The 24982-nt window shown below is 67.9% G+C and carries 25 protein-coding genes and 1 tRNA gene; 7 read left to right on the top strand and 19 right to left on the bottom strand.

The window, feature by feature from the left end:
• Positions 1 to 198 precede the first annotated feature (198 nt).
• The 16 genes from MEU52_RS01315 to MEU52_RS01240 all read right to left on the bottom strand — a co-directional run bounded on the left by MEU52_RS01315 (position 199) and on the right by MEU52_RS01240 (position 13613).
• Complete coding sequence (locus MEU52_RS01315) at positions 199 to 606, bottom strand: hypothetical protein (protein ID WP_238121755.1); 408 nt, start codon at positions 604 to 606, stop codon at positions 199 to 201.
• Positions 607 to 619: 13 nt separating this feature from the next.
• Complete coding sequence (locus MEU52_RS01310) at positions 620 to 1834, bottom strand: phage major capsid protein (protein ID WP_238121756.1); 1215 nt, start codon at positions 1832 to 1834, stop codon at positions 620 to 622.
• A 3-nt stretch (positions 1835 to 1837) separates the two neighbouring features.
• Positions 1838 to 2341 carry an HK97 family phage prohead protease gene (locus MEU52_RS01305; protein WP_238121757.1) on the bottom strand — a complete coding sequence of 168 codons (504 nt, stop codon included), beginning with the start codon at positions 2339 to 2341 and terminating at the stop codon, positions 1838 to 1840.
• Complete coding sequence (locus tag MEU52_RS01300; RefSeq protein ID WP_238121758.1) at positions 2341 to 3549, bottom strand: phage portal protein; 1209 nt, start codon at positions 3547 to 3549, stop codon at positions 2341 to 2343. Before MEU52_RS01300 ends, MEU52_RS01305 begins: the two co-directional genes overlap by 1 nt.
• 245 nt (positions 3550 to 3794) lie before the next feature.
• Positions 3795 to 4142 carry a hypothetical protein gene (locus tag MEU52_RS01295; protein WP_238121759.1) on the bottom strand — a complete coding sequence of 116 codons (348 nt, stop codon included), beginning with the start codon at positions 4140 to 4142 and terminating at the stop codon, positions 3795 to 3797.
• Between the two features lie 7 nt (positions 4143 to 4149).
• Complete coding sequence (locus MEU52_RS01290; protein ID WP_238121760.1) at positions 4150 to 4623, bottom strand: hypothetical protein; 474 nt, start codon at positions 4621 to 4623, stop codon at positions 4150 to 4152.
• Between the two features lie 681 nt (positions 4624 to 5304).
• Positions 5305 to 6681 (bottom strand): amidase, encoded by a 1377-nt coding sequence (locus MEU52_RS01285; RefSeq protein WP_238121761.1) that lies wholly within the window; start codon positions 6679 to 6681, stop codon positions 5305 to 5307.
• Positions 6681 to 7052: a nitrile hydratase accessory protein gene (locus MEU52_RS01280; RefSeq protein WP_238121762.1), complete on the bottom strand. Its 372-nt coding sequence runs from the start codon at positions 7050 to 7052 to the stop codon at positions 6681 to 6683. Before MEU52_RS01280 ends, MEU52_RS01285 begins: the two co-directional genes overlap by 1 nt.
• Positions 7036 to 7698 (bottom strand): nitrile hydratase subunit beta, encoded by a 663-nt coding sequence (gene nthB / locus MEU52_RS01275; RefSeq protein ID WP_238121763.1) that lies wholly within the window; start codon positions 7696 to 7698, stop codon positions 7036 to 7038. Before nthB ends, MEU52_RS01280 begins: the two co-directional genes overlap by 17 nt.
• Positions 7695 to 8336 carry a nitrile hydratase subunit alpha gene (nthA, locus tag MEU52_RS01270; protein WP_238121764.1) on the bottom strand — a complete coding sequence of 214 codons (642 nt, stop codon included), beginning with the start codon at positions 8334 to 8336 and terminating at the stop codon, positions 7695 to 7697. The genes nthB and nthA overlap by 4 nt, the downstream gene beginning before the upstream one ends.
• A gap of 44 nt (positions 8337 to 8380) precedes the next feature.
• Positions 8381 to 8869 (bottom strand): ester cyclase, encoded by a 489-nt coding sequence (locus MEU52_RS01265; RefSeq protein WP_238121765.1) that lies wholly within the window; start codon positions 8867 to 8869, stop codon positions 8381 to 8383.
• A 39-nt stretch (positions 8870 to 8908) separates the two neighbouring features.
• Positions 8909 to 9940 carry a branched-chain amino acid ABC transporter permease gene (locus MEU52_RS01260; protein ID WP_238121766.1) on the bottom strand — a complete coding sequence of 344 codons (1032 nt, stop codon included), beginning with the start codon at positions 9938 to 9940 and terminating at the stop codon, positions 8909 to 8911.
• A 2-nt stretch (positions 9941 to 9942) separates the two neighbouring features.
• Positions 9943 to 10806, bottom strand: a complete 864-nt coding sequence (locus MEU52_RS01255) for a branched-chain amino acid ABC transporter permease (protein ID WP_238121767.1) — start codon at positions 10804 to 10806, stop codon at positions 9943 to 9945.
• Between the two features lie 48 nt (positions 10807 to 10854).
• Positions 10855 to 11565, bottom strand: a complete 711-nt coding sequence (locus tag MEU52_RS01250) for an ABC transporter ATP-binding protein (RefSeq protein ID WP_238121768.1) — start codon at positions 11563 to 11565, stop codon at positions 10855 to 10857.
• The gene (locus MEU52_RS01245; RefSeq protein WP_238121769.1) at positions 11552 to 12352 is read right to left on the bottom strand and encodes an ABC transporter ATP-binding protein; all 801 of its coding nucleotides are present in this window, start codon (positions 12350 to 12352) and stop codon (positions 11552 to 11554) included. The genes MEU52_RS01250 and MEU52_RS01245 overlap by 14 nt, the downstream gene beginning before the upstream one ends.
• Before the next feature lie 4 nt (positions 12353 to 12356).
• A complete protein-coding gene (locus tag MEU52_RS01240; protein ID WP_238121770.1) occupies positions 12357 to 13613 on the bottom strand; it encodes an ABC transporter substrate-binding protein in 1257 nt (418 codons plus the stop codon).
• Positions 13614 to 13964: 351 nt separating this feature from the next.
• Here MEU52_RS01240 and MEU52_RS01235 point away from each other — a divergent pair, with 351 nt between their 5' ends.
• The 4 genes from MEU52_RS01235 (at position 13965) to MEU52_RS01220 (ending at position 19535) form a co-directional block, all read left to right on the top strand.
• On the top strand, positions 13965 to 14873 hold the full coding sequence (locus MEU52_RS01235) for a LysR family transcriptional regulator (protein WP_238121771.1): 909 nt from the start codon (positions 13965 to 13967) through the stop codon (positions 14871 to 14873).
• A gap of 385 nt (positions 14874 to 15258) precedes the next feature.
• Positions 15259 to 16419 carry a glycosyltransferase family 61 protein gene (locus tag MEU52_RS01230; RefSeq protein WP_238121772.1) on the top strand — a complete coding sequence of 387 codons (1161 nt, stop codon included), beginning with the start codon at positions 15259 to 15261 and terminating at the stop codon, positions 16417 to 16419.
• 56 nt (positions 16420 to 16475) lie between these two features.
• Positions 16476 to 17822 carry a hypothetical protein gene (locus MEU52_RS01225; protein ID WP_238121773.1) on the top strand — a complete coding sequence of 449 codons (1347 nt, stop codon included), beginning with the start codon at positions 16476 to 16478 and terminating at the stop codon, positions 17820 to 17822.
• A gap of 126 nt (positions 17823 to 17948) precedes the next feature.
• Complete coding sequence (locus MEU52_RS01220) at positions 17949 to 19535, top strand: sensor domain-containing diguanylate cyclase (protein WP_238121774.1); 1587 nt, start codon at positions 17949 to 17951, stop codon at positions 19533 to 19535.
• 161 nt (positions 19536 to 19696) lie between these two features.
• On the opposite strand, the gene MEU52_RS01215 is transcribed toward MEU52_RS01220, so the two are convergent.
• Positions 19697 to 19771, bottom strand: a tRNA-Val gene (locus MEU52_RS01215).
• Between the two features lie 108 nt (positions 19772 to 19879).
• Entirely contained in the window at positions 19880 to 20626 is a 747-nt protein-coding gene (gene gph / locus MEU52_RS01210) for a phosphoglycolate phosphatase (RefSeq protein ID WP_238121775.1), read from the bottom strand.
• Positions 20627 to 20790: 164 nt separating this feature from the next.
• Here gph and MEU52_RS01205 point away from each other — a divergent pair, with 164 nt between their 5' ends.
• From MEU52_RS01205 to MEU52_RS01195, 3 genes are all read left to right on the top strand, one after another.
• Complete coding sequence (locus MEU52_RS01205; protein ID WP_238121776.1) at positions 20791 to 21255, top strand: hypothetical protein; 465 nt, start codon at positions 20791 to 20793, stop codon at positions 21253 to 21255.
• 155 nt (positions 21256 to 21410) lie between these two features.
• Complete coding sequence (gene rpiA / locus MEU52_RS01200) at positions 21411 to 22118, top strand: ribose-5-phosphate isomerase RpiA (protein WP_238121777.1); 708 nt, start codon at positions 21411 to 21413, stop codon at positions 22116 to 22118.
• Positions 22119 to 22161: 43 nt separating this feature from the next.
• A complete protein-coding gene (locus tag MEU52_RS01195) occupies positions 22162 to 22704 on the top strand; it encodes a DUF2059 domain-containing protein (protein ID WP_238124993.1) in 543 nt (180 codons plus the stop codon).
• Between the two features lie 75 nt (positions 22705 to 22779).
• On the opposite strand, the gene MEU52_RS01190 is transcribed toward MEU52_RS01195, so the two are convergent.
• A complete protein-coding gene (locus tag MEU52_RS01190) occupies positions 22780 to 24954 on the bottom strand; it encodes a glycosyltransferase family 2 protein (protein WP_238121779.1) in 2175 nt (724 codons plus the stop codon).
• Positions 24955 to 24982 lie beyond the last annotated feature (28 nt).

The following is a 24982-nucleotide window of genomic DNA, read 5'->3' as shown; positions in this document are numbered from 1 at the left end:
AGGGGAGGCCCGCGCCTGGCGTGGCCTCCCCCGGGTGAGCCCTTGGCGGCAGGAGTGGAAACCGCTGGTGCTCGCGACCTTGCCCGCCTTGACCCCCGATTTTCCCGGCAAGAGAGCTGGGGGGCGCCAGGGAGGCGGGCTTTCCGATGTCGGGCCGGCCGCTACGGGCCCTCAGGACTGCGGCGCCCGTGCCGAACCTCAGGACACCGGACGGCGCGCCGCATGCCCCAGCACGGCGACGGCACAGACGGGGGCGCTGCCACTGTTGCCGGTGGGCGTGATGGTCAGGCGCGTGTAGCGCTTGTGGCCGATGTAGCCGAGCTTCCGCACCGCGCCGTCGTCGGCGAAGGTGAAGCCGGCCGCCGCCTCGGTGCCGATCAGGTCGGCATCCGCCACGGCGGTGAAGCCGGAGCCGGAAGCGTCGCTTTCCTCGAGCTGCACCGCGAAGGTGGCGTCGGCATCGGCCAGGGTGCCGGCGGCGATCACATAGGCGAGGCCCTCGAAGCCAAGCCGGTCGATCACGGCACCCACGGCCGGCGTGTCGTCGGCCACCACCACCGGGGCGATGACGGGGCGGACGGCGATGTTCGATGCAAGGTCACGCATGGTTTGGGCCTCCTCAGACGGCCATCTTCAGCTTGCGCAGGGCCTTGGGCTGCACCACGGCCGCACCCACCCGGCGGGTGGCGTGGATGCGGGTGATGCCCTCGGTGGCGCGGATGTAGGGATTGACCAGGATGGACAGGCCCACCCGGTCGACGATGCGGAAGGCGGTGGCGAAGTCGCCGAACAGCACCGGGAAGCCGTCCTCTTCCACCTCGGGCATGTCCACCGCCTCCGCCACCGGGCGGCCGAGGATGGTCTCGGGCTGGCCGGCCTGATAGCTCGGCTGCCACAGATAGTTGTTCTGCCCATCCTTCAGCTTGCGGATGGCCGCGAGGGTAGTGCCACTCACGAGCCAGGTGCCGCGCTGACGGTAGGTCGCCGGCAGGGCGTACATCAGCGAGATGAGGGCATCGGCCGACAGGTTCGTGGCGTGGCCGTTGGCGAGGCTCGCCACGCTGGGGTCGGAGAGCAGGCCCATGGGCTCCAGCACGCCGTCACCGCCGACGAAGGCCGCCCCCTCCTTCTGGCCGAAGTCCTCGGCCAAGGCGAGGCGCACCTCGGCATCCGCCTGGCCGGCGCTGTCTGCCAGCAAAGCGTTGGAGATGTCCACATAGGTGTTCACCTCCTTCACCGGGATTTCGATCTGACCGAAGCCGGGTTCGCTCGCCTCGCTGGCCTGGGTCTCGCCCTTCCACTTGGCATTCGTGATGCCGGTGCGCTTGGGATAGACCACGCTCGGCGCCGCGGTGGCCCGGACGCTTGCGAGGGCCCGGATGGGGGAGAACTCCACCAGGTCGCGGATGAACTCGCTGGAAAGCTCAGCCGGGGCGAGATAGCCGCCCTGGGGGTCAGACGAGACGGTGAGGGCTTTCAGGTGCTCCGCGGGCGCGGCGGCGCCGGCCCGCAGATAGGCACCGAAGGCCTTGCGCTCCAGCGTCGGCTCGCTCCCGGGAGGGCCGCCGCCGGCGGGGCGGTTCAGGCGGGCCTCAATCTTGTCGAGACGGGTGCCGAGGGCCTTGGTTTCGCTGGCGGGAGCGTCGCCCTTGGGAGCTTCGGCGCTGCCGCCCTGGCGCGCTTCCACCTTCTCCAGACGGGCTTCCACCTTGTCGAGGCGGGTGATGACCTCGCCCTTGAAGGCGTCGAGGGCGGCCGTGACCACCGACGCGGGGTCCTCGGGATCGGCCTTGAAGACGGGGGCGCCGGCGGGCGCATGGGGCGTGTGGAACATGGATTACCTCTTGCTGATCGCCAGTGCGGCGCGGTGAAGGGCCCCGGCGATGGCGAGCGCGGACGCTGCCGACTTGGCGGATGTCACCTGCGCGCCGGGATGCGCGGGTGTGGTGACAAGGGAGCACTCGAACAGATCGACGGCGGCGATGGTGCGTCCGCCGCCCCGGCGGGGCATCGCCTTGGAGATGAGAAAGCCGATGGAGAGGCCGCGCACCGCGCCGGCCTTCACCAAGGCGTGCACCTCGCGGGCGCGCGCCACGTCCTCCACCAGCAGGCGACCCTTGAGGCGCAGGCCCTCCGGCGTCTCCGCCGCCTCGGTCCAGGCGCCCACCGGGTCGTTCGGATCGTGGCCGAACAGCATGGGCAGGGGCAGGCGCGCGTTGGCGAAGGCGCCCGGCTCGATGACGTCGCCCACCCGGTCCGGCGTGCCGAACGGCCAGGCGAGGCCTTCGATGGCGCCGGCCGCGTCGGCAAGGATCTTGGTTTGAAGGAAGACATGTTCCATCAGGGCTGTTCCTCCTGCGGCGCCGCGGCCCCCGCCGGCAGGGTGGTGCTGGTGTGGGGGTTGGCGAAGGTGCCGCCGCCGGCATAGGGCGGCAGGCCCTCCCAGGCCCGCGCCTCGTTGGGGTTGAGCACCCGGGCGGCGATGAGCGAGGAATAGGCGGCGGCCCGGGCGCCGATGTCCGCCCGGGTGAGGTCGTCGCGGTCGAAGACGATGCGCAGGCCGGCGGCGCGCTCCTCAGGCGAGAACAGCGCCCGGCGCAGGGCCCCTTCCAGCGCCCGCAACCAGGGTTCCAGGCAATAGACCAGGAACTCGCGGCCGGCCTGTTCCATGTTCGACCATGTGGCGCGCTCCAGGTCCTGCAGCATGGTCACCGGCACGCGGAAGGCGCGGGCGATCTGCAGCACCTGGAAGCGGGTCAGCTCCAGGAACTGGGCATCCACGCTGGTCATGGTCAGCGGCGCATACTCGGTCTCGCCCTCAATGATGGCGGTCTTGCCGGAATTGGTGCCGCCGTGGGCGAGGTGCCACGCCTCGCGGATCTTGCGGATGGCGTCGGGGCTGGACTTGCCTTTCACGGTGAGCACGCCGCTGGGGCGGGCGCCGTTGCCGAACAGGCGGGCGGCATGGGCGTCGAGGGTGAGCGCGAGGCCGATGCTCTCCCGGGCCAGGGAGAGCGGGGACCGGCCGAAGGGCGAGCGCAGGTGGATCACGTCGCCGGACGGCAGGGGGCTGCCCTGCAGGCGATAGAGCGGCTCGCCGGTGCCGTTGGCGTCATACCCGGCGGACATGAAGCCGGGGGCATAGTGGATGATCTCCACCGGCTTGCGGTCCAGCTTGTTCACCCAGGCCAGCCCGCCGGCATCGTGGGTGAGGGCTTGGGCCACCAGGTCGCGGAGGAACTCGAAACCGCAGGTCCAGTCGTTCACCGCCTCGCGCAGGAGCGCCGCCGCCGGATGGTCCGTCACCTCCGCCGCGCCGTCGGCGGCAGGGCCCACCACCTTCACGTCGAGGGTGGCGCAGGCTTCCGAGATGGCCCGCACCGCGCAGGCCACGGCGGGCACGGTGAGCGCGCTGCCCGGGCCGACATTGACGCCCGCGGCGGTCGGGCCGGAGGCGCCGAACAGCGTCAGCAACTCGGCATCCGGTAGCGCCAGCGACTTGCGCTCGGCGGCCCGGTTGGGGCGGAGGAAGGCGAAGGGGTTCTTCATCCTTCATTTTTTGCGCCTTCCGCCCGGCCGTCACCAGATGGCTACTTTGGACAACTTCGGACACCTCGCCCCGTCACCAGACCACCGCCGCGCGTAGAAGGCGGATCTAACCCGCTGACGAACATGGAAAAAGGTCCATACAGCCCCCATCGCGCGCGAACCGGCCCCACTGGTCCGGAGGGCCCGAGGGGAAGTCGCGGACCACCCCCCGGGGTGGAGGCCTGATGCACCGACGCGAGTCGCCTTCAGGCTTCTCCGGCACGCTCGATCCAGGCGATGAATGCCTCGGATCCGATGTGGATGCGGTTTGGCAACGCGCCTTCGGTTTTCGAACTGCGCGGCTCCACCATCAGCATTTCAGGCCCGCGCGCCGTCGAGATCGCACGCCGCACCGACGACGCGCTGCAATCCGCGCGCCGGCCCACCTCGACCGCTGACAAGAAGCACGCACCATGGCGACGAACCTCAGCTGCGATGACGCGCAGCGCGCGCAGGTGCGACGGCGGCAAGGGGGTGGGCCCGACCTCTTGAAGGAACCACTCACGAATGGAGGGTGAGGCGTGCTTCCAGGCGCTTCGGAGCGCCGCCAGCATTGCCGCTTCATTCCGCATGTCCTGCACGCCCTCTGCCGCGCTGCGCGGTCTGTCTCCTTGGCACCTGCTGGCCGCGATTGCTTCTTTCATTGAAGGCCTTCTTTTCATCTGTTGTGCTCTTCGTGGGGTTCACATTTTTGGCTGCCGTGAGAAGTTTGAACCCTATCGCCTTGGACGCAGCTGGCCCGCGCTTGATCCACGTCAGCCACTCGCCCGAAGCGATGGTGATCAGGTTGGTGAGGCTCTTGCGGCCACGCTGCGGACGATGGGTCAGGTTGATGAGGCCAAGGCGGTGGGCTTCGCGCAGGGCGTTCTGCACCGTGGTGCGACTGCACCCCGCAAGAGCCGCGACCTTATCCAGGGGGAGGTCGCACACGCCGCAGCGCTTCACCTCGTCTGCCACGACCGTGAGCGCTGCCGCCTCTCCCTCTGTGAACTTGCCGCGGATCGTCGGAGGCATCCGGCCGGCTCGCGCGAGCATGCGCCGGCGCTCCCGTGATGCTTCCCGATCGGGAGAGCACTGCCGCCGGCGAGGTCTGAAGCGACTCAGCAAGCGGGCAGGCTGCAGGGGAGCGGCCATGCTGGTGGGGCGAGGTGCTGCCCTCCGTGCCTGGACACGAGCGTCCAGCATTTCCAATTCAGCGTCAGTCAGATCGCCCGCGTGACGCCAGATGTCCCGTGCGGCAGTGTCGAGCGCCTCAGGCGTCAACGCTGCGTCAATACGGCGCGCAAGGTCGAACGCAAGGGGAGACAGAGAAGGGGCAGGCATCATTGTGCCTCTCTTCTCGCCGACAAAGCCGACGTGCGCTGTCCGCTAAATGGTGTCGGGAAAGCTTTTCTAACCCATTGATTTGTCAGCACCTGCTTTTCCCCTAGTCGGAGAAAAAGCAAAGCGAAGTCATTGCATTGACGGGGCCTCTGACTCCGTTAATCCAGGTTCGAATCCTGGTCCCCCAGCCAAAGTGTTTCATATCCAAAAAATGAATGTCGGGGCGTGTCGGGCCCTCAGCGCCGAACGGGCTGGATGCCCGCTGGGGCGTTTCCGTGTTCCGACCCAAGGGGCCGCGCGCGGGTGATCCGGCATGCCATGCCCACGCCGCCCATGCCCACCCCGCCGGGCGCCGGTCGCCTGGCCGGTCACCGGTTCCGTTTTCTGAGGCGATCAGGCCGGTTGGAGCAGAGCCAGGCTCGGGAGGTTGTGGGCGAAGGGGATCGCAGCTTCGCAGGCCCGACCGATGGCGAGGGCGGTCGGCTCGTCGTCCGGCCGGCAGACGATCTGCAGGGAGGTGGGAAGGCCCGACGCGGCCATGCCGCTGGGCACCGCCAGGGCGCAGAAGCCGATCTGGTTGACGAAGCGGGCGAGGGTTGCCGATGTCGTCGTCTCGTCCACGGCGCTGAGGGGAATGGGCAGGGTGCGCGCCGTTGGCGCCAGCAGGGCATCACAGCCCGCTATGGCGGCGAGCATGGCACGCTTGTCCGCCTCCGCCCGCCACCGTGCGCGGATATAGTCCTGCGCGGGGAGGCGTCCGGTCAGCACCCGGGCGCGCACGGCGGGATCCATGGGGGATGCCGGATCCTCGGCCAGCGTGCCGTAGAGGGCATAGGCCTCGGCCATCATGATTTCTGAATCGCGCTGATAGTCCGCCAGTGGCCGGGGTAAACTGGGGGTGACGATGCGTGCGCCCCGTGCTTCCAGCGCGCGCAGCGCCTCAAGATAACGGGCTGTGATCTCGGCATCGACCCCATCGAGCTCCGCCGACCCGACCCGACCGAGGGTCATGCCCGCAATACCGCGGGCGAGCAGGTCGACGGTGGGCACCGGCGGCGGCGTATCACGCAGCACGTCATAGAGCAGGGCGGCATCGGCGACGGTGCGGGCGATGGGGCCCACCGTGTCGAGGGAGGGGCTCAGCGGCACCACGCCTTCGAGGCTGATGCGGCCGGGCGTGGTCTTCAAGCCGACGAGGCCGTTGAAGCCGGCAGGTACACGAACGGAGCCGCCAGTATCGGTGCCGATGGCGAGGGTCGCCATGCGCGCCGCGACCGCCGCTGCCGAACCGCTGGAGGAGCCGCCCGCGGTGAAGGGCTCCTGCGATACCCAAGGGTTGCGCGGGCTGCCCAGATGGGCGTTGGTGCCCCAGCCACCGAGGGCGAACTCGACCGTATGGGTCTTCCCCAGGATGACGGCCCCCGCCGCCTCAAGTCGCGTGACCGCCGGCGCGGTCGTTCGGGCGATCCATCCCCGCCGGGTGGCGGAGCCGGCCGCACAGGCCTTGCCCGCGATCTCGATCAGGTCCTTGATCGCGACGGGAACGCCATCGAGCGGCCCGAGCGGGGCATCGGCGGCGTAGCGGTCGGCGGCGGCCCGGGCTGCCGCCCGCGCCTCGTCGACGAACACCTCGGTGAAGGCATGGATGATGGGATCAAGCGCGGCAATGCGGGCGAGGTGGGCCTCCGTGACCGCCACCGGCGAGAGCCGTCCGGCGCGGTAACCGTCGGCCAAGGCGGTGGCGGGGAGGAAGCACAGGCCGTCGGACATTACGGTTCGCTTCGAGATGGTGCCAGGGATGCGAGCAGCTCCGGCGCCAGGGTAATGGGCTGCCCGTGGGGCGTCGCCTCCGCCGCGGCCTGCCAGGCGTCGCGCAGCATGTCGATGAGGCCGCGGCTGGCGGCCGCCTTGGTGATGAGGAGGCCTTCGAGCGTGTCGAGCCACACGTCGTAGGTGGCCTCGCCGCATGGTGAGGCCTTGGTGCGTGCCACCAGCGCCTCGGTCCATTCCGGCCATGTGAAGAGGCCGGACCGGCTGAGGGAGACGGCGAGCGCGAACACCCGAGCCTCCCAGGGCTCCTGGAAGATCGGCCCTTCGGTCGGCAGGCCGGCGGGGGAGAGGGGATCAGGCGAGAGGTTCAAGATAGCTCTCCCAGGCTTCGATGGTGACCGACAGGGTGGGATCGGCATCCGCGCCCCACAGCTCGCGGCCCGCAAAGCGGACCGTGTAAAGCCATTGGGGCTGGGGCCCGAGGCCTTGCGCATTGGCATCGGCGAACACGAAGAAGCCGCGCACGGCGGCGATCACCCCGGCCTTGCCGCGTGCATATCGGGGCAGGCGCGTGTGGTGCGAGGGGTTCATCTCGCGGGTGCGAACCGGTGCGCCGACGGCAAAAGCGGCAGGGCGGTCCGGATCGCGGGTGTATTGCGAGCCGGCCGCGAGCGCCGGCGCCACCTTGTCGGCGGTGAAGACGTTGGGCATCGGCCGACCCGGCTCCATGGCGACGCCGCTTTCCACCTCGGTCGCGGTCACGAGCCCCTCCTGGATGAGGCGGGAGACGAGGCCCTTGAACCAGATTTCGTAGTAGGACGAGGTGAGGTATTCCGATGGCGGCAGGTTCTCCCGGCTGGCGCGCATGGCGTCGATGTTCCACACGCCCATGGCCATGCAGGCGAGGGTGTTGGCGAGCACGCGGCGCTCCCATCGGGCATGGAACGGGGTGTGCGTGGGGTCGGGTATGACCGGGCCGAAGCCCTCCATGCCGCCGAGATCGTGGGCGCCGTTCATGCCTTCGCGCCCGGCAGGGTGACGAGGCCGGTGCCGATCATGGAATCGCGCGTGACGATCGCCGCGAGCGCGTCATGCGCCCAGCCCTCGGTGCCGGCCGGCCGCTGCGGGATGACGAGGTAGCGCACCTCGGCGGTGGAATCCCACACCCGGATCTGCTTTTCGGCCGGCAGGCTCACGCCGAAATCCGCCAGCACGCCGCGCGGGTCGATGACCACGCGGGAGCGGTAGGCGGCGCTTTTGTACCAGGCCGGCGGCAGGCCCAGCACCGGCCAGGGGTAGCAGGAGCACAAGGTGCACACGACCATGTTGTGCACGCTGTCGGTGTTCTCCAGCGCCACCATGGTCTCGCCCTGCCGGCCGCCATAGCCGAGCGAGGCGATGGCGGCCGAGGCGTCCCGGCGCAGGAAGGCCATGAAGTCCGGATCGAGCCAGGCGGTGGCCACGACCCGCGCGCCGTTGCGCGGGCCGATACGGGTTTCGTAGCTCTCGATGATGCGGTCGAGGGCCTCCGGGTCCACATAGCCCTTCTCCACCAGCAGCGTCTCCAGCGCCCGGACCCTCAGGTCCATCTCGGACAGCGAGCTGCCTTCGTGGTGGTCATGGTGGTCCTGGTCGTGCTCGTGATGGCCCGACATGCTGTTCCTCCCTGGCTGCGGACGCTTCCGGCCCAGCTTGCGGCTTATGCGACGGTCCGGAATTCCGGCTCGGCCAGCGCATTGTCCTCAATTCGGTTGATGAGGCCATAAACATCGCCCAGCACCCACAGATCACGCACGAGAGGCCCCTCGAAGGTGAAGATGGGCGCGCCGTTCCACCATACGTGCCGGCCACTGGCCGCGTGGCCGAACATGGATTGGCGATGGATGCCGTGAAAGCGCAGCTTGGCGGAAACCTTCGCGCCCTCCTCGATCATCACGAAGATGTCCGAAGTATAGTTGTCGAGGCACGCGGTGACCCAGCGTACATAATCGGCGAACTGCGCGTGGCCGACGACAGTCGGCCCCAGTGAGCCGCGGAAGGTGAAGTCGGGGTGGAAGATTTCAGGGATCAGGCTCACGTCCGCATGGTCCCACATGTCCTTGTAGAACTTGCGCACGATCTCTTTCTGGGGGCTGAGGGCGCCCCCCTTGAAGGTCATCGGTACCTCATCGTCCATGGTCGGGTTCATCTCTGCCTCTTAGGTTGAAAGGGAACAGGGGCGGGGCGCTCAGCGGCTCGGTGCGCCAGCGGCCGCCTCGTCATGGGTCATAGCCTCAGGGGCCGGGTTGTCGGGCGCGCGGGGGTGGTCCGTCTGGTCTTCCAGGCTGCGCAGGGTGCCGATCACTCCGCGCCCAAAGAACAGCGAGACGATGATGAGCACCAGGCCTACCAGGATCGGCACGTAGATGAAGTAGAGCGAGATCACTTCGGTAATGGGATAGATCAGCAGCACGCCCACCAGCGGTCCGAAGGCGGTGCCAAGACCGCCGATGGCTGCATAGAGGATGGCGTTGATGGAGAGGCCGACCTCGAGGCTCGACGTGCTTACATGCTGCATCATCAGCGCGTAGAAGACCCCGCCGAGTCCGGCGATGGCGGCGCTTGCCGCGAACAGGATGAGCCGCCAGGCCCGCGCGTCGAAGCCGAGCTGGCGGGCGCGGGTCTCGTTCTGCGCCACCGCGCGCACCAGCATCCAGGTTTCCGTGCGCTGGAGCAGGAGCCGCCCCACCACCAGGGCGACCAGGGGAATGGCCGCCAGGTAATAGAGCGCCATGGTCGGCCCCATGCCGATCTCCAGCCCCAGAAAGCCGATGGTGCGAGCATGGATGATGAGGCCGTCCTCCCCGCCGGTCACGCTGGTCATGGAATTGGCGGCCAGCAGGACGATGGAGGACAGGATGACGGTGGCGATGGTGGGGTTGTGGTTTTCCATCCGCACCAGCACTGCCCCGCTCACCAGCCCGGCGAGACCGGCCGCCGCCGTAGCGACGAAGAGGGTCGCGGGCAGCGACCAGGGCGCTGCGGAGACCAGCGGCACCGCCAGATAGGCCCCGAGCCCGAAGAACAGCGCATGCATGAAGCTGAGGATGCGCGCATAGCTGTAGGACAGGTCGAAGCCGATGGCGAGATAGGCCATCACCACCATCTGGAAGAAAAAGAACCGCCAATAGTCACCCGCCAGGAGGGGCGCCAGGAGCAGCAGCCCGACGGCGGCGGCCTGGAGGGCGTTGACGAGGGTGGAGATCGCGTTGCGGTGCATGGTCAGCGTCTCCCGAAGATGCCGTTGGGCTTGAAGTAGATGACGCAGAGCAGCGTCGAGAAGGCCGCGACCTCGGACCAGGTGGGGCTGAGCACGGTGCTGTAGAGGCCGCGGATCAGCCCCAGCGCGATGGCCACCACCACCGCGCCCCACAGATTGCCCATGCCACCGATGACCACGACGATGAAGCAGGCGGCGATGACCGACAGGCCCATCTGAAAATGGGCGCCACTGATGGGGGTGGCGAGGGCGCCGGCCAGGCCGGCCGTGAGCCCGGCGAGGGCCGCGGTGATGGCATTGACCTTCAGGATCGGGATGCCGGTGACGGCCGCGAGGTCCCGGGCTTGGGGCACGGCGCGCATCCACAGCCCGTAGCGGGTGAAGCGCAGGAACAAGGCGACGGCGATGAGCGTCAGCAGCGCGATCCCGGCCGCCACCAGGCGGTAGACCGGATAATAGATGCCGGCGAATTCCAGCACGTCGAAGATGGGAGGCATGACGCTCTGCGGATCGGCGCCGGCAAGGGCGAGCACCGTATTGTCGAGGGTCAGGAACACGCCGGCCGTGGCCAGCAGGCCCACCGCCGGGTCGCGGTGCAATACCCGCTCGAAGATGGCGGTGTTCAAGGCCAGGGTCAGCAGGCCCACGGCCACGGCGGCGATGGGCAGCACCAGCCAGAAATCGAGCCCGGCGCGGTTGATGAGAAGGGCGGCGCACATGGCCCCCGCCATGTAGAGCGAACCATGGGCCAGGTTGATGATGCCCATGAGGCCGTAGATGAGGCCGAGCCCGAGGGCGATGATGGAGAGGATCAGCCCCCATACCACCCCGTTCAGGAGCTCGAAGAGAATCTGGTCGAAAGCCATTTGAGACAGCGTCCTTCGGCAGAGCCGCGGGAAAGGGAGGATGAGGGCTCAGTGGGGCGCGTCGCTGACGCCCAGATAGCGCTCCAGGAGGCCGCCGGAGACGATCTCCCGCGGCGTGCCTTCGGCCACGAAGCGGCCCTTCTCCAGGATGTGGATGCGGGTGGAGATGGCGAAGGTGAGCTCCACGTTCTGCTCCACCAGAAGCACCGCCACCTGGCTCTCGGCGAGCCGGCGCACGATCTCGCCGATGCGCGTGACGATGGAGGGCATCAGGCCTTCGGTGGGCTCGTCGAGCATCAGAACCCGGCAGCGCACGGTGAGATTGCGGGCGATGGCGACGAGCTGCTGCTGGCCGCCGCTGAGACGACCCGCGGCCCGGCGCCAGTGGGGCTTCAGCTCCGGGATCACCTCCAGCACCTGTTCCAGCGGCAGGGGCTCCCGCACGGTGGCGGCGGCGGCGCGGCAGTTCTCTTCCACCGTCAGCTCCGGAAATACCCGCATGTCCTGGGACATGAGGGCGAGGCCGGCGCGTGCGCGGGCATCGGCAGCAAGGCCGGTGAGGGGCGCGCCGAACAGCTCGAGCTCGCCCTCCACCCGCGCCTGGAGGCCCATGATGGCGCGCAAGAGCGTGGTCTTGCCGGCGCCATTACGGCCGATGACGCCCACCACCGTGCCGGGCTCCAGTGCCAGGTCCACGCCCTGGAGGATATGGGCCTTGCCGTAGAAGGCATTCAGGTGGCGAAGCTCAAGCGCGGCCAAGATAGGCCTCCCTCACGAAGGGGTTCTGCATGATGTCCTGTGGCGCGCCATCAGCGAGCACGGCGCCGTCGGCGAGCACGCAGATGCGGTCGGCGGTCCCCATCACCACCGCCATGTCGTGCTCGATGAGGACGATGGTGACCTTGCCGCGCAGGCGCGCGTTGACGAGGCCGATGAAGGCGCGGGTTTCCGCCGGGCTCATGCCGGCGCTCGGCTCGTCCAGCAATAGGAGGCGCGGGCGTGCCGCCAGCGCCACGGCCACCTCCAGCAGCCGCTGGTCGCCGTGGGAGAGGACATCGGCCTTCACCGTCGCCGCCCATTGAAGGCCGACCGATGCGAGGAGACCCACGGCGGTGGTCGCCTCGGCCTCGGCACGCTCGGCGGCGTCAAGCCGTGCGAAGCGGTGGCGCCGCGTGCCCGCCAGCGCCACCTCCACGTTCTCCCGCGCGGTGAGGTCGCCGAACAGGTTGGTGATCTGGAAGGTGCGCGCCAGCCCGCGCCGGGCGCGGTGATGGACCTCGAGCTCGGTCACGTCCTCGCCGGCAAAGGCGATGGCGCCGCCGGAGGGGCGGTGCACCCCGGTGATGACATTCACCAGGGTGGTCTTGCCGGCGCCATTGGGGCCGATGATGGCGTGCACCGTGTTGGTTCCGACCTTGAGATCGACCCCCTTCAGCACGCTGTGTGCGCCGAAGGATTTGGTCAGCTCGCGGATCTCCAGGAGGGCGGGCAGGAGGGCGGGCGGCGTGCCGCCCGGACCCTGGCTGGTGGTGGCGGATGCGCTCATGACCTCAGCCGGCTGCAAGGTTCATCTTGGTGGGGTAGAGGCCGGCGTCGGCCGGCAGCACGCGGCGGGTGCGGATGCGCCCCTGTTCGATCTGCAGCAGGTCGATTTCCGGAAAGGCCTGGTGGTCCTGCGGGCGCAGATAGAGCGGGCCTTGTGGGAACAGGTCGCTTTCGGCGTGCGTGGGGTTGGCTTCGATAAACCTGATGAGGGCAGGGGTGTCGTCGCGCCCCTTCCAGTTCGCCCCTTCCACCGCCAGTTTCAGCACCGAGAGGCTTTCCCAGACCGGCCAGGTCTCGCCCATGGCCACATTGCGGCCGGTGCCCACCTCGCGGCCGTTGGTATCGATGCCGAGGCGTTCGCGGAACGCCTTGAGGGCGGGGGTGTCCTTGTCGGCCAGCTCCCAGGGCAGGGTGTCGATGCCCCAGACGCCTTCCACATATTTCCCGTTGCTGAGAGGGTCGAAGGCGCCAAAGACGAAGTCGGCGGTGACAATGGGCTTGCGGGTGAAGCCGAGCTGCGGCAACGCCACGAACGCTTTTGGCAGATCGGTGCCGATCAGCGCCACGAAGATGCCCTCCGCCGAGCGATCGAGCTTGGAGATGTAGGAGATGGGGTCGTTGCTGTTCAGGGGCAAAGCAATGGACTGCACCACCTCGCCGCCGGCCGCGGCCATGGCCTCGCTCCAGGCGGTGTTGTGGGACTGACCCCAGACATAGTCGGCATAAAGCACCGCCCACTTCTTGCCGACCATGCCCGCCATGGCCTTGGCGGCGGCGAGGTCGGTCTGGCGGGTGTTCACGATCAGCCGGAAGACGAAGGGGTTGCCCGAGCCCTCGGTGACGCCGTCGCTGCGGCTCATGGACATGTAGGGCACCCCTTCGTCCCGCACGATGGTGGTGCTGGCGAGGGCGATGCCGCCCTGCTGCGAGCCGACGACGAAGTCCACCTTCTGATCCTGGATCAGCTGGCGCAGCCGGGCGATGCCGACATCCACCTTGGTCTCGGTGTCGATGCCGACGATCTCGATGGGCCGGCCGCCGAAGCCGCCATTGGCGTTGAACCAGTCGGCCGCAACATTGATGGTCTTGCGGTGCCAGTAGCCCGAGCTGGCGAGGCCGCCCGTCACATCGCATTGGTGCCCGATGCGAATGGGCTCACCCGCGGCGGCCTGCACGCGCCGGGGCGCGGCAAACAGGCCGGCAGTGGCGGCGGCTGCGGTTCCAAGCAGAACGGATCGGCGGCTGGGATGCCAGGGGGTCATCGACAGGGTCTCCAGTGATGCGGCCCACTATATTCAGAGAATATTCGCATTAAAGACGAAATGATTGGCATCATATGTCTAAATATTCGCCACTTCATTTATTTAGTATAGTATAGATAAACCAAATTGAGCGGATAACAGAGCTATCCACTTTCATGTGCGCGGTATTGCGGGTGGGTGTTGCCGTTGGCGACGGGTGCGCGCCGACGCAACATCCTTACCTTCGGTCCTGGTCGCGTGTGGCAGGCCAGGAGACCGCTGGGTTCAGAAAAGATAAGTCGTGCAAATATGCTGTTCTATGGATAATTATGCATTTTATGCGGGCGTTTTCGCCGTTATGTGGAGTGCGCCATGGCGACCGGCTTGAAGCGGTTCGACTGGACCGATCTACAGACCTTTCTGGAGGTGGCGCGCGGCCGGGGCACCGCGCCGGCGGCGCGCGCGCTCAGGGTGGACGCCACCACCATCCGCCGCCGCATCGCCGCGCTGGAAGCGTCCATCGGGGTGCGCCTCCTGGTGCGCAACGGCCGCACGCTCCAGCTCACATTGGATGGCGAGCGCATCTTCGCCATCGCGCGGCGGATGGAAGAGCACGGGGATGACATCGCCCGCGACGCCACCGATGCCGCGCGGGAGCTGAGTGGCGTGGTGCGGGTGTCCACCATGGAGGGCTTCGGCAGCAGCTATCTGGCCGGCCGCCTCAGCGAGTTCGTGCGGCAGCATCCAAATCTGACGGTGCAGCTCGTCAATGCTCAGCACATCCTCAATCTGTCGGAGCGAGAGGCCGACATCTCGATCAACATGATCAATCCGCAGCGCGGTCGGCTAATGGTGCGGCGGGTGGGGCAGTTCGGTGTCGGCCTTTATGGCGCGCGCTCTTATCTGGAGCAGGCCGGGACACCGCAGACCATAGAGGACCTCGCGGCCCACACCTTCATCACCTATGTGGACGAACTCATCGCCGTTCCTCACGTCCGCTGGCTGCCGGATGTGATCGAGGCGCCGCGTACCCGTTTCGCCTCGACCAGCCTGATTGCCCAGCAGGCGGCAGCCCAAGAGGGTGCGGGCCTCGTCATGCTGCCCCATTTCATGGGCGAGAGGGATCCGCTGCTCGTCCGCCTTCTGCCGCAGGACATCAATCTGTCCCGCGACTGGTGGCTGGTGGTGCACCAGGATCTGCAGTCGGTGCCGCGGATCCGGGCGCTGATCGACTTCATCGTCGATGTCATGCGGCGGGATCACAAGATCCTGCAACGCTGAATGGGCGGCAGGTGCCTGTGTGCGGATGGACAGGAGGTCGGCGCGGATCGGAAGAGGGCATGTTGCAGGTCGTTCATGCCCGTAGGCTGAATTTTTTCAGTATTCGATGCTTATATGCGTCGTTATTCTGTCTGATCTATGTAAATGCATGTCGTCGATTACGCTTCAACCATGGGGTGGTGGTTGACTGAGCCATCAGCCGATGATAGCTAGCTCGCCGCTGCAGCCGGGGCCGGCGCCCGGGATGCCTGCTTCTTCTTGGGCGTGGCGCGTCTTTTCGCCGGTGTTTGGCTCGCGGTCAGAGCGGTTCCACCGGAAGGGGGCTGAAGGTTTGCTTCGCACGAGCGCTTCCGGCGTACGACAGGTCATTGAGCAGGGTTTGAGCATGGGCACGCGCGCCGCCACGTGGCGACCGATCCGCTGGGGATCCGATGTGGAGCCCGCCGCCTGTATCATCGAGACCCGCGATCCCAAGCTGAGGGTTCATTATACCGCGCGGGCGGCGGATGTCGCGCCGGTCGGCTGCTTCGGCAAGGTGGGCACGCCCTCGGAGGCCAGCCGCTACGAGGGCAGCTACAACGATTTTCTGGATCTGAACCCGTCAGGTTACGCCCCGGGGCGCGATTTCGTGCTGGAGGCGCGCCAGGCCCGTGGCGTGTTCGTGTCGCCCTCCATTCTCTATGTGCTGGGAGAGAGCACGTTCTATCGGGTCGGGCGCAAATATCTTGAGCGTGAAACCGCGGTTCTGGCCTCCAAGGACGTGGCGCGCATCACTGCTTTCGTGGACGATCTGCTGGTGAAGGGCCCGGAGCCTGTTCAGCACATTGCCGGCACCACCATCGTGCTGCAGGGGTGGTCGAATTTCGACCATTTCATCCGCCAGCCGCTGTCGTCCCTGCTTTTGAGCCTGGATCTGTGCGACGCGGATGCGCGCGCGCAGGTGCACCTGCTCATGAGCAATCTGGATGAGCGCATCATCGCGTTTCTCGAGATGCTGGGTTTCGACCGCGGCAAGATCCTGCCGTTCGGCGGTGCCACCTACAGCTTCGAGCGGCTGTTGTATTCGCCCGACGGAAGCCGGCTCAAGCGGCCGAGCGATCTTTATCGCCGGACCGCCGCGTTCCTCAGCGGCTGCGTGGATCTGCCCAGTTCCGGCGCCGAGCGGATTTATGTGTCCCGCGCGCTCGCGCGGCGCCGCAAGATCGTCAACGAAGCCGAACTCGAAAGCCGGCTGGCGACGTTCGGCTATGTGTCCATCGACCCCGGGCAGTTCACCTATGCCGAGCAGATCGCCTTCTTTCGGCAGGCCCGCTGCATCGTCGGACCCCACGGTCAGGGGCTGGCCAACGCCATCTTCGCAGCGCCGATGCAGTGCCTGGTGGAGATCATGCCCACCACCTGGATGCGCCCGAGTTATCTGCGTACCGCACAGATGTATGGCGCGGCCTATGGCGCCTATCTGGTCAATCCGCGCAAGGATGGACATTGCGAGGTGGATGTGGACGCCTTTCTCGATTTCATTCGCCCGCTGGGCGCGCTCAACTGAGCCGCAGCGGGCAAGGGATGCTGAGGCGCGATGCTGAGGCGGGATGGTGAGGCGGCATGATGATGGCCAGGGCGCGCGGCGATGACGCAGATCCAAGCCGCATCATCTATGAGGACGACCATCTGGTGGCGGTGTGGCACCCGGGTGCCTCGGATTTCGCGCTGATCACCTTTGGCGATCTGATCGGGCTGGCCAATGGCCGTGCTTTTTTCGCCAAGGGGCCGGTGGTCAAGCTCGGCTGGGCGTGTCTCGGCTTCATGGCCAAGAGTGGCAACTGGTATCCGCCCGAGAGCGTCAGTGCGGCCATCGCGCAGGCCGAGCCCTATCTGGCGCCCTTTGCGGAGCGCATCACCTACGGCACCTCCATGGGGGCCTATGCCGCCATCAAATTCTCCGCCCGCCTGGAGGCGACGGCGGTGCTGGCGCTGTGTCCGCAATGGTCCATCGACCGCGCCGAATGCGATGGGCATGATCCCGGCTGGCAGCGTCACTTTCTGCCGGCCATGCGCGGCATGGGCATCGTGGGTGCGGATGTGGCGGGGCAGGTGGCGCTGTTTTCGGACCATGGCGATCGGCGCGATCGCTTCCACACAGAGAAGATCGCCGCGCTGGCGCCGCAGGTGCAGGTGATCAACGTGCCCAGTCTCGGCCATCACGTGTCCAAGGCCTTTGCCGGCACCGACAATCTGCAGGCCATGGTGCGCCTGCTGCGGTCAGGTGATCTCGCCGGCTTGCGCCAGCTTGGCCGCATGGTGCGTCGGCGGAGCCCGGTGCGCATCCGCCGGCTCGTGGCCTTTGTGGAAAAACGCGGCACGCCGGGCCTGCTGCGCCGCCTGGCCGGCTTGCCACAGCTCCATCCTTGGGTGGCGGAGTGGAATCCCGAGCTGTGTTGGGCGCTGGTGGGGCTCGATGCGGCGGCGGGACACGTGGAACGCGCCGCGCAGGGCATCGCCGCGCTCGCGGCAACCGAGGAAAACCCCACACGATATGTGTTGGCCATGAGCCAGGCCGCGGAGATGCAGGGGCGCAAGGTGGCGATCACCACCCATGATGGGGCCTGGTTGGTCTTTGATGCCTATCGGGGCACCTGCCAGACCATGACGGGCCCTCTGAGCGCCCTGCAGCATCCCGTGCAGCTTGAGCTGGATGGGGATTGTGCCCGTTTCGTCGTCACCCTCGGTGCCACACGGGTGTACCTGCAGCAGACCGCGAGCCGCGAACTGGCGCCGCGCGGGGAGGGGAGCGCGGAGGGCGCCACCCGTTTTCAGGTCCATTGGGCGAAGGAGGGCTTAGCCTTTGCCCGGGGCGACCTGTTCCTCAGCGCCCGGACCGGAGGTAAGCTGCTGGTCTGTGGCGTCTCGCCGCGGCTGTGGGAGCGGTTCCGCTTGGCGGTGTTTCCCTAAGGTTCACTCGGTCGCTCCCGCGGATTTTGGCGCGCAGGGCGCCCTCTCCATTGACGCCGGCGTGATTGGTGCGCACCAATGTTCGTCTTTATCGTGGGCGCGCATGTGATGCGGGAGGGGCGGTGAGTGTCAATCGGACTTCTGCGGCAGTTGGCCCGGGGCCCGGCAATCGGTGGTCTCACCGCGATCATCATCTTCCTGATCGTCGCCGTTCAAGCCTATGCGCTCTGGCGCTCGCGCACCGATGCGCTGCGCGATGCCACCCGCGCGGGTGAGAATGTCCTGGCGACCTTCGCCGGGAGCATCGAGCGCAATCTCACCATCGTCGAACTCTCCCTCAGCGGCCTGGAGGATGCGCTGCGTGAGCCGGGGCTCGATGAGCTGCCGCCGCACACCCGCCAGATGCTGCTGTTCGATCGGGCCGCCAGCGCCGAGTTTCTCGGTTCCATGCTGGTGATTGGTCCCGACGGGCAGGTGCGGTTCGATTCGGGCGCGGCGCAGGCGCGGCCATTGGATCTGTCCGATCGGGATTATTTTCTGGCGCAGCGGGATGGAAACGTGCCCCGCTTCATCAGCCGTCCCTTCGCCAGCCGCGTGCGCGGAGGCGACCCGAGCATTGCCATCAGCCGGCGTCTCTCGGGGCCCGACGGGCGCTTCGATGGCCTGGTGATGGCCACCATTCGCCTGTCCTACTTCCGCTCCCTGTTTGGCAAGGTGGATCTGGGGCCGGCCAGCGTGGTGACGCTGGTGCGCACCGACGGAACCATCGTGTTCCGCAGCCCATGGGGCGATGGTGACGGTTACGCCGGCGTCAATCTCGCCAATTCTCCTGTATTCCGGAAGATCCTTGCCCATACCGGAGAGAGCTTCATTAGTTATTCTGTCATAGATGGCGAGAAACGAGCTTATTTCAGTCAGAAAGTCGGCAGCTTTCCTCTCATTCTCGTGGTTGGCGTGTCCCTCAATGACGCGCTCAGGGCCTGGTCTGTACAAGCCATCATTCTTTCCGCCTTGACCGTGCTGATCTGTGCGCTGTTGATCTGCGTGGTCGTCAATCTCAAGCGAGCCTTGCTCGAGAGTTATGACATGGAAGAGCAATTGTCGGTGATGGCACTGAACGACAGCCTCACCGGCCTGCCCAACCGGCGCGGCTTCGGGATGGCGGCGGAGACGGAATTGCGGCGCGCGGCCCGGGAGAAAAAGCCGCTCGCCGTGCTGGTGATCGACGTGGACCACTTCAAGCGGATCAACGACAGTTGGGGCCACCCCTTCGGCGACGAGGTGCTGGTCCAGATTGCCCAGCAGATTCAAAGATCCATCCGCCGGCCTGGAGATTTCGCGGCGCGCTTTGGGGGCGAGGAATTCGTTGTCCTGCTGCCGGCCACCGGGAGGGAGGGCACGGCGTACCTGGCTGAGCAGATTCGCACCAATGTGGAGGGCCTGCGCATCCACGCGGGTGGTGGCCACTATGCCAGCCCCACCGTGAGCATCGGGGCGACCTGCGCCGAGGTGAAGCCCGGCGACCGCATCGCTCCCCTGCTGCGGGCGGCCGACGAGGCGCTCTACGAGGCCAAGGGCGGCGGTCGCAACCGGGTGGTGATGCGCGAGGCGGAGCAGGCGGAAGCAGGCCGCCTGACGGACGGAGGTGTCCCGGCGACCACCGCAACGGCGCCTGATGGGGCCGCGCAGAACGCCAGCCAGCCCGCCTCCTGAGGCGCACGTCGGCCCTTTCCGGACGCAACGCGGAGCGCTCCAGCCTGGGAGCGCCCCCGCCAGGGCACGTCGGGCGCGACAACACAAGCGCAATACGCGCGTGATCTGCCGCGAGCTCGGTGCAAGCATTCTGTTGTGGGAGGCTGAGGTTCGGCGCGGAATGGTGGGCGATGCAGGGATTGAACCTGCGACCCCTCCCGTGTGAAGGGAGTGCTCTCCCGCTGAGCTAATCGCCCATTCCGTCGCGGAGGTCGGCTGTGTAGGGCGGGGCGATTGCTGTGTCAAGGGAGGCTGTGGAGAATGCGCCCCAGCCCCCCATTCATCCACAGGCTGGCACCGCGCCGTCAGGTGGCTGAGGCTGGCAGAGTGGCCTCAATGGCTTGCTCCAGCTCGGTAAAATGGTGAATGAGCTGGTCCGCGCCGAGTTCCGGCGGGGGAATGTCCGTATAGCCGAACGACACCGCCACCACCGGCACGCCGGTGGCGCGGGCGGTGCGCACATCGGTGATGCTGTCCCCCACCATCACCGCCTGAGCGGGTACGCCGCCGGCGGCGGCGATGGTGGAGAGCAGGGGCAGCGGATCGGGCTTGGCCTTGGCATAGGTGTCGGCGCCGGTGATCACCGCAAACCGTTTCGTGAGGTCGAGCGCCTCCAGGAGCTGACGGGCGAGGTGCTCCAGCTTGTTGGTGCATACGCAGAGCTGCGCGCCTGCCTCCGCGAGCCGGTCCAGGGCCGGCAGCAGTCCGGGAAAGGGTTGGGATTCGTCGGCGATATGGGCGCTGTAATGGGCGAGGAACTGCCGGTTCATGTCGGCCAGCTCCGCGTCGGACACGGTAACGGCATCGCGGGCGAGGGCACGCTGAATGAGGACGCGGGCGCCGCCGCCGATCATGTTGCGGGCCTCGGCGCGGTCCACCGGCGGCAGGCCGCGCGCGGCCAGGATGACATCGAGGGTGTTGAGCAGATCGGGCGCGGTATCCACGAGGGTGCCGTCGAGATCGAAGGCGATCACCGGGCGCGGTGCGCGGGCGGTGAGGGCAGGCTTCGACAGGTCAGGGGTCGATAGGTCAGGGGTCGATAGGGCGGACAACGGGACGTTCCTCGGCTGTGCTGTTGAATGGGGGCGCGGGTGGCCCGCTTCAATCCTGCCGTTTTTCAGCGCCAGCGTCGCCTCCGCAGGCGCACCTGCGGCCACAAGGCGCGGCCAGAGGGCATGCCAGGACGGAGGCTGCGACAAGCGAGATGGAGATGCAGATGCACGTGAAGCCGGGCTCGGGGCCAGTCATTGCCGTTCGAGGGATAAGGAAGGGCGGGGCGCGCGCCGTGATGGTGGCGGCGGTGGCCGGGCTCGCCCTGGTGTCGGCGGCCGGGGCGGCCCGCGCGCAGGCGTTCGGCGCTTATGATTTTGCGGCGCCGCCCTCGGCGGACGCCAACCGCGTCTATGGGGTGGATCGCAAGACCGGAGAGATGTCCGCCTGCCAGTTCGAGCGGCCGGAGGGCAGCGCCGTGGGCGTCACCCGCTGCTTTGCCCGGGGGCCGGGCGCCGGGCCGCAGGCACCGGGCCGCTACAGCCTGGTGTCCACCAACTATCGCGGCGAGACCGGGGTGTTCCGCGTCAATGCCAAGAGCGGTGAGATGAGCATCTGCTACGTGCGCGATCTGCCGGGGCCGGATGGCAAGCTGCAGACCACCATCCTGTGCACGCCGCAGGCCCGCTGAGGGCCGGATCGGGCGGCGCGGCTGCCGGCGACGTGGCGTCAGGGCGCTTGTCGGCGGCGGCGAAGGGGGTTAGACGCGGAAGGACACAAGAGGCGTTGCACCCGGCGCGGGGTGCGCGCCCCTCCCATCCTTGAGCGCCACAACGGAAACTCCCGATGGTCCAAGCCGAAGACTTCAAGCGCCGCGCTGCGGCCCGCGCCCTCGACTATGTCACCGATGGGATGCGCCTCGGCCTCGGCACCGGTTCCACGGCGCGCCATTTCGTGGAGCTGCTGGCCCAGAAGGTCTATGCCGGCCTCAACGTCATCGGTGTGCCCACCTCCGAGCAGACCCTCGCCCAGGCGGTGGAGCTCGGCGTGCCGATCGGCACCCTGGACGAGGTGGGCGCCCTGGATCTGTGTGTGGACGGCGCTGACGAAATCGGGCCCGATCTCGCCCTGGTGAAGGGCGGGGGCGGGGCGCTGCTGCGCGAGAAGATCGTGGCGCGGGCGGCCAAGGAGATGATCGTCATCGCCGATTATTCCAAGAAGGTCGACATGCTGGGCCGCTTCCCGCTGCCCATCGAGGTGGTCGATTTCGGCCTCACCTCCATCGGCCGCAGCCTCGAGGAGGCGATCCGCTCGGTGGGCTGCACCGGTGAATTGCGCACGCGCAAGGATCGCGACGGCCATTCTTTCGTCACCGATCAAGGGCACCTGCTGCTGGATGCTCACCTTGGGCGCATTCCAGATCCCGCCGCGCTTGCGCGCGCCATCGCGGAAGTGCCTGGCGTGGTGGAGCACGGATTGTTCCTTGGTCTCGCAACCAGGGCGATCCTGGCCGGCCCCGATGGGGTGGTCGTGCTGGATCGCCAGGGCGCGTGAGGCGGCCCCGGTGGATGAAGTCTCGGGTTTTTCGGAGAAGATGATGCGCATTTCCAGATTCGCCCATCGGGGCGTCGGCGCGTTCGTGGCGGCGGCCGTTTCGGTGTCGGTCCTTGCGGGTGCTTCATTCGGGGCCTCGTCCGCCTGGGCGCAGCAGGCGGCGGCGCCAAGCGCGGCCCAGATGGCTCTCGCCAAGGATCTGGTGATGGCCAATGGGGAGGCCCGGGCCTTCGACGGCGTGATCGCCAATATCGTGGATGGGGCAGCGCTGTCGTTCCTCTCCACCAATCCCGATCTCGCCAAGCAGCTGCGCGATGTGGCCATCGCGCTGCGGCCGGAGTTCGAGAAGCGCCAGCCGGAGATCCTGCAGATCCTCGCCAGTGCCTATGCGGCGCGCTTCTCGGAAAGCGAGCTGAAGGAGGCGTTGGCCTTCTATCGCACCCCCACCGGCAAGAAGCTGGTGGCGGATCGGCCGGCCATCGTCCAGCAGGCGGTGCAGGGCATTCAGGGCTGGGGTGCCCAGGTGAATGCAGAGGCCGTGGAGCGGGTGCGCGCCGAGATGAAGAAGAAGGGCTTCGATCTGTGATCGCAGCCGGCTCGGCCGGCGCGCAGATCAACCGGAACGAGGGCGCGTCCTGCGGGCGCGCCCTTTTTTTGCTGCTCAGCGCACCGCGTCGGTGCGGGCGCTGCGCGGGCCGTCCGGGCGCTCGGCCAGGGCCGCGAACAGGTTGCGCCGGCTGAGGTTGGGGTTGTAATGGGGGTCGACCCGCTGCCCGGCGTGCCAGATGGCGTCGAAACGGGCCTGTTGCGCCTTGAGCCGGGCCCGGTGCTCGGCCGTGCGGGAAGAGCCCCGCGAGGCGGATTCGTGGTGGATCATCAGCGCGAAGGGGGTGAAGATCACCCCGTGGCCGGCGGCGCGGGCGCGCATGCACAGGTCGATGTCGTTGCAGTCCTCGGCGAAGCGCTCGGCATCCAGCGGGCCGATCTCGTCCCACACCGCCTTGCGGATGAGCAGGCAGGCGCCGGTGACGGCGGACAGGTTCTGCCGCACCAGCAGGCGGCCTTCCAGCCCCGCCGTTTCCGGCGGGCAATGGGCGAACCAGTGGGAGGCATAGCCGAACAGGCCGACAACGACCCCGCCATGCTGAATGGTGCGATCGGGATAGAGCAGCTTGGCGCCCACCACACCGGTATCCACCCCATGGTCGCTGCGGGAGATCAGCGCCACCATCTCGTCGAGCCAGCCGCCGTCGATCACCTCGATGTCGTTGTTCAGCAGCAGCAGCAGGTCGCCGGTCATCACCGCGACGCCGGCGTTGCAGATGCGGGGATAGTTGAAGTCCCCGTCGTCGCGCACCACCCGTGTGGCCGGCCACAGGGCCTCGATCTCGCGGAACAGCGCGAAGGTCTCGGGCTCCACGGAGCCGTTGTCGACGATGATGATCTCGAAATTGCGATAGCGCGTGTTGGCGATGAGCGTGCGCAAGGTCATGCCCATGAGGTCCGCGCGATCACGGGTGGGAATGACGATGGAGACCTTGGGAGCCGGTTCCGGAACCGGGAAGCGGGGGGCCAGGAAGCGGCCATCCGCGGTGGTCTCCACCGGCACGCCCAGGTGGTCCACCAGGGCTTCGGCGGCCGCGGCTGCGCTGGTCGCGTCGGCGAACCCGGGCGCAGTGTCGGGCCGGGCATAGGCGATGCGCGGCAGGTGGCGGATGGCGGCGCCGTCCACGCCGTCGAGATAGCGCAGCAGCGCGTCGTAGATGACCGCGTCGCCAAAGGCGGCGCGCAGGCCGGTGTCCCGCAGGCGGGCCAGGCGCAGCACCGTGAGGGCGCCGAAATAGGGCCAGGCTTCCAGCAGGTGGCGGTTGAAGGCGGGCTTGAACACGCCTTCCAGCGGCCGGCCCTCGGGGTCGAGCCGCTCCTCGTCGGTGTAGAGCAGCTGGCAGTCGGGGCAGCTGGCGAAGGCATCGCGCACCAGCGCCACCGCATCGCGGGTGGGGTGGCCCACGGGATCGAGCAGGCACACCAGGGCATCGTCGGACGTCGCATCGGCCAGCGCTGCCCGCAGGCCCGCCACCGGATCGCCCTGGAACGGCACCAGCCGGCCGATGCCCGCCACCAGATCATTGAGGGCGGCCCGCTCGGCGTCGGGCCGGTCCGCCGGCACCGCCAGCAGCCAGAGGAAGGCGGAATCGGTCTGGGCCCGCAGTGCCCGCGCGCAGGCGGCGACATCGTCGCGGGCCCCGGCCAGCGAGATGAACACCAAGGGCGGCGCGTCGGCAGCCGCCGGCACCGTGGTGAAATCCTCCACGAAGCGGTCGCGATAGGCTTGATAGGAGGCTTGGTCGAGGGCGCGCTGGAGCGGCGAGCTGGCGAGCTTGGCGGCCAGCAGCAGGCCCAGGTGGCGGGCGGCGTCGGCGGCGGTGCGCCAGCGCGCGGCGAGACCCGTGGCGCCTTTGCCCGTGGCGCCTTTGCGCGGGTCGAGACGGCCGCGCAGGAATGCCTGCAGCTTCAGCAGCAGGCGGCCGAGCGGAAACTGGCCGCGGATGGGATAGAAGCCGGGCTGCGCCGTGCCCGCCTCCACCAGCACCAATCCGCGCGCGCCGGCCGGTACCTCAACCAGATTGAGCGCATCGGGCTCCAGGCGAACGGGGGCGTGCGTGGCGCCCTCGAAATGGCCACGCAGGGGCATCGTCGCCCCGCGCAGGGTCATCACGACGATGGCCGGGCGGGCGAGGCTGGTGAGCCGCAGCAGCAGGGGCAGACGGAACCGCTGGCCGTCCGCCGTCCGCCCCGCGCGCCGCAGGGCCAGGGGAGGGATGTCATCGGCCATGGTTCGCCACTCGTGGTGTTGTTATCGC

The sequence above is a fragment of the Xanthobacter sp. NM-25 genome (genome assembly GCF_022138605.1).
GTDB lineage: Bacteria > Pseudomonadota > Alphaproteobacteria > Rhizobiales > Xanthobacteraceae > Xanthobacter.
This window is presented reverse-complemented; position numbering and strand designations above follow the sequence as displayed.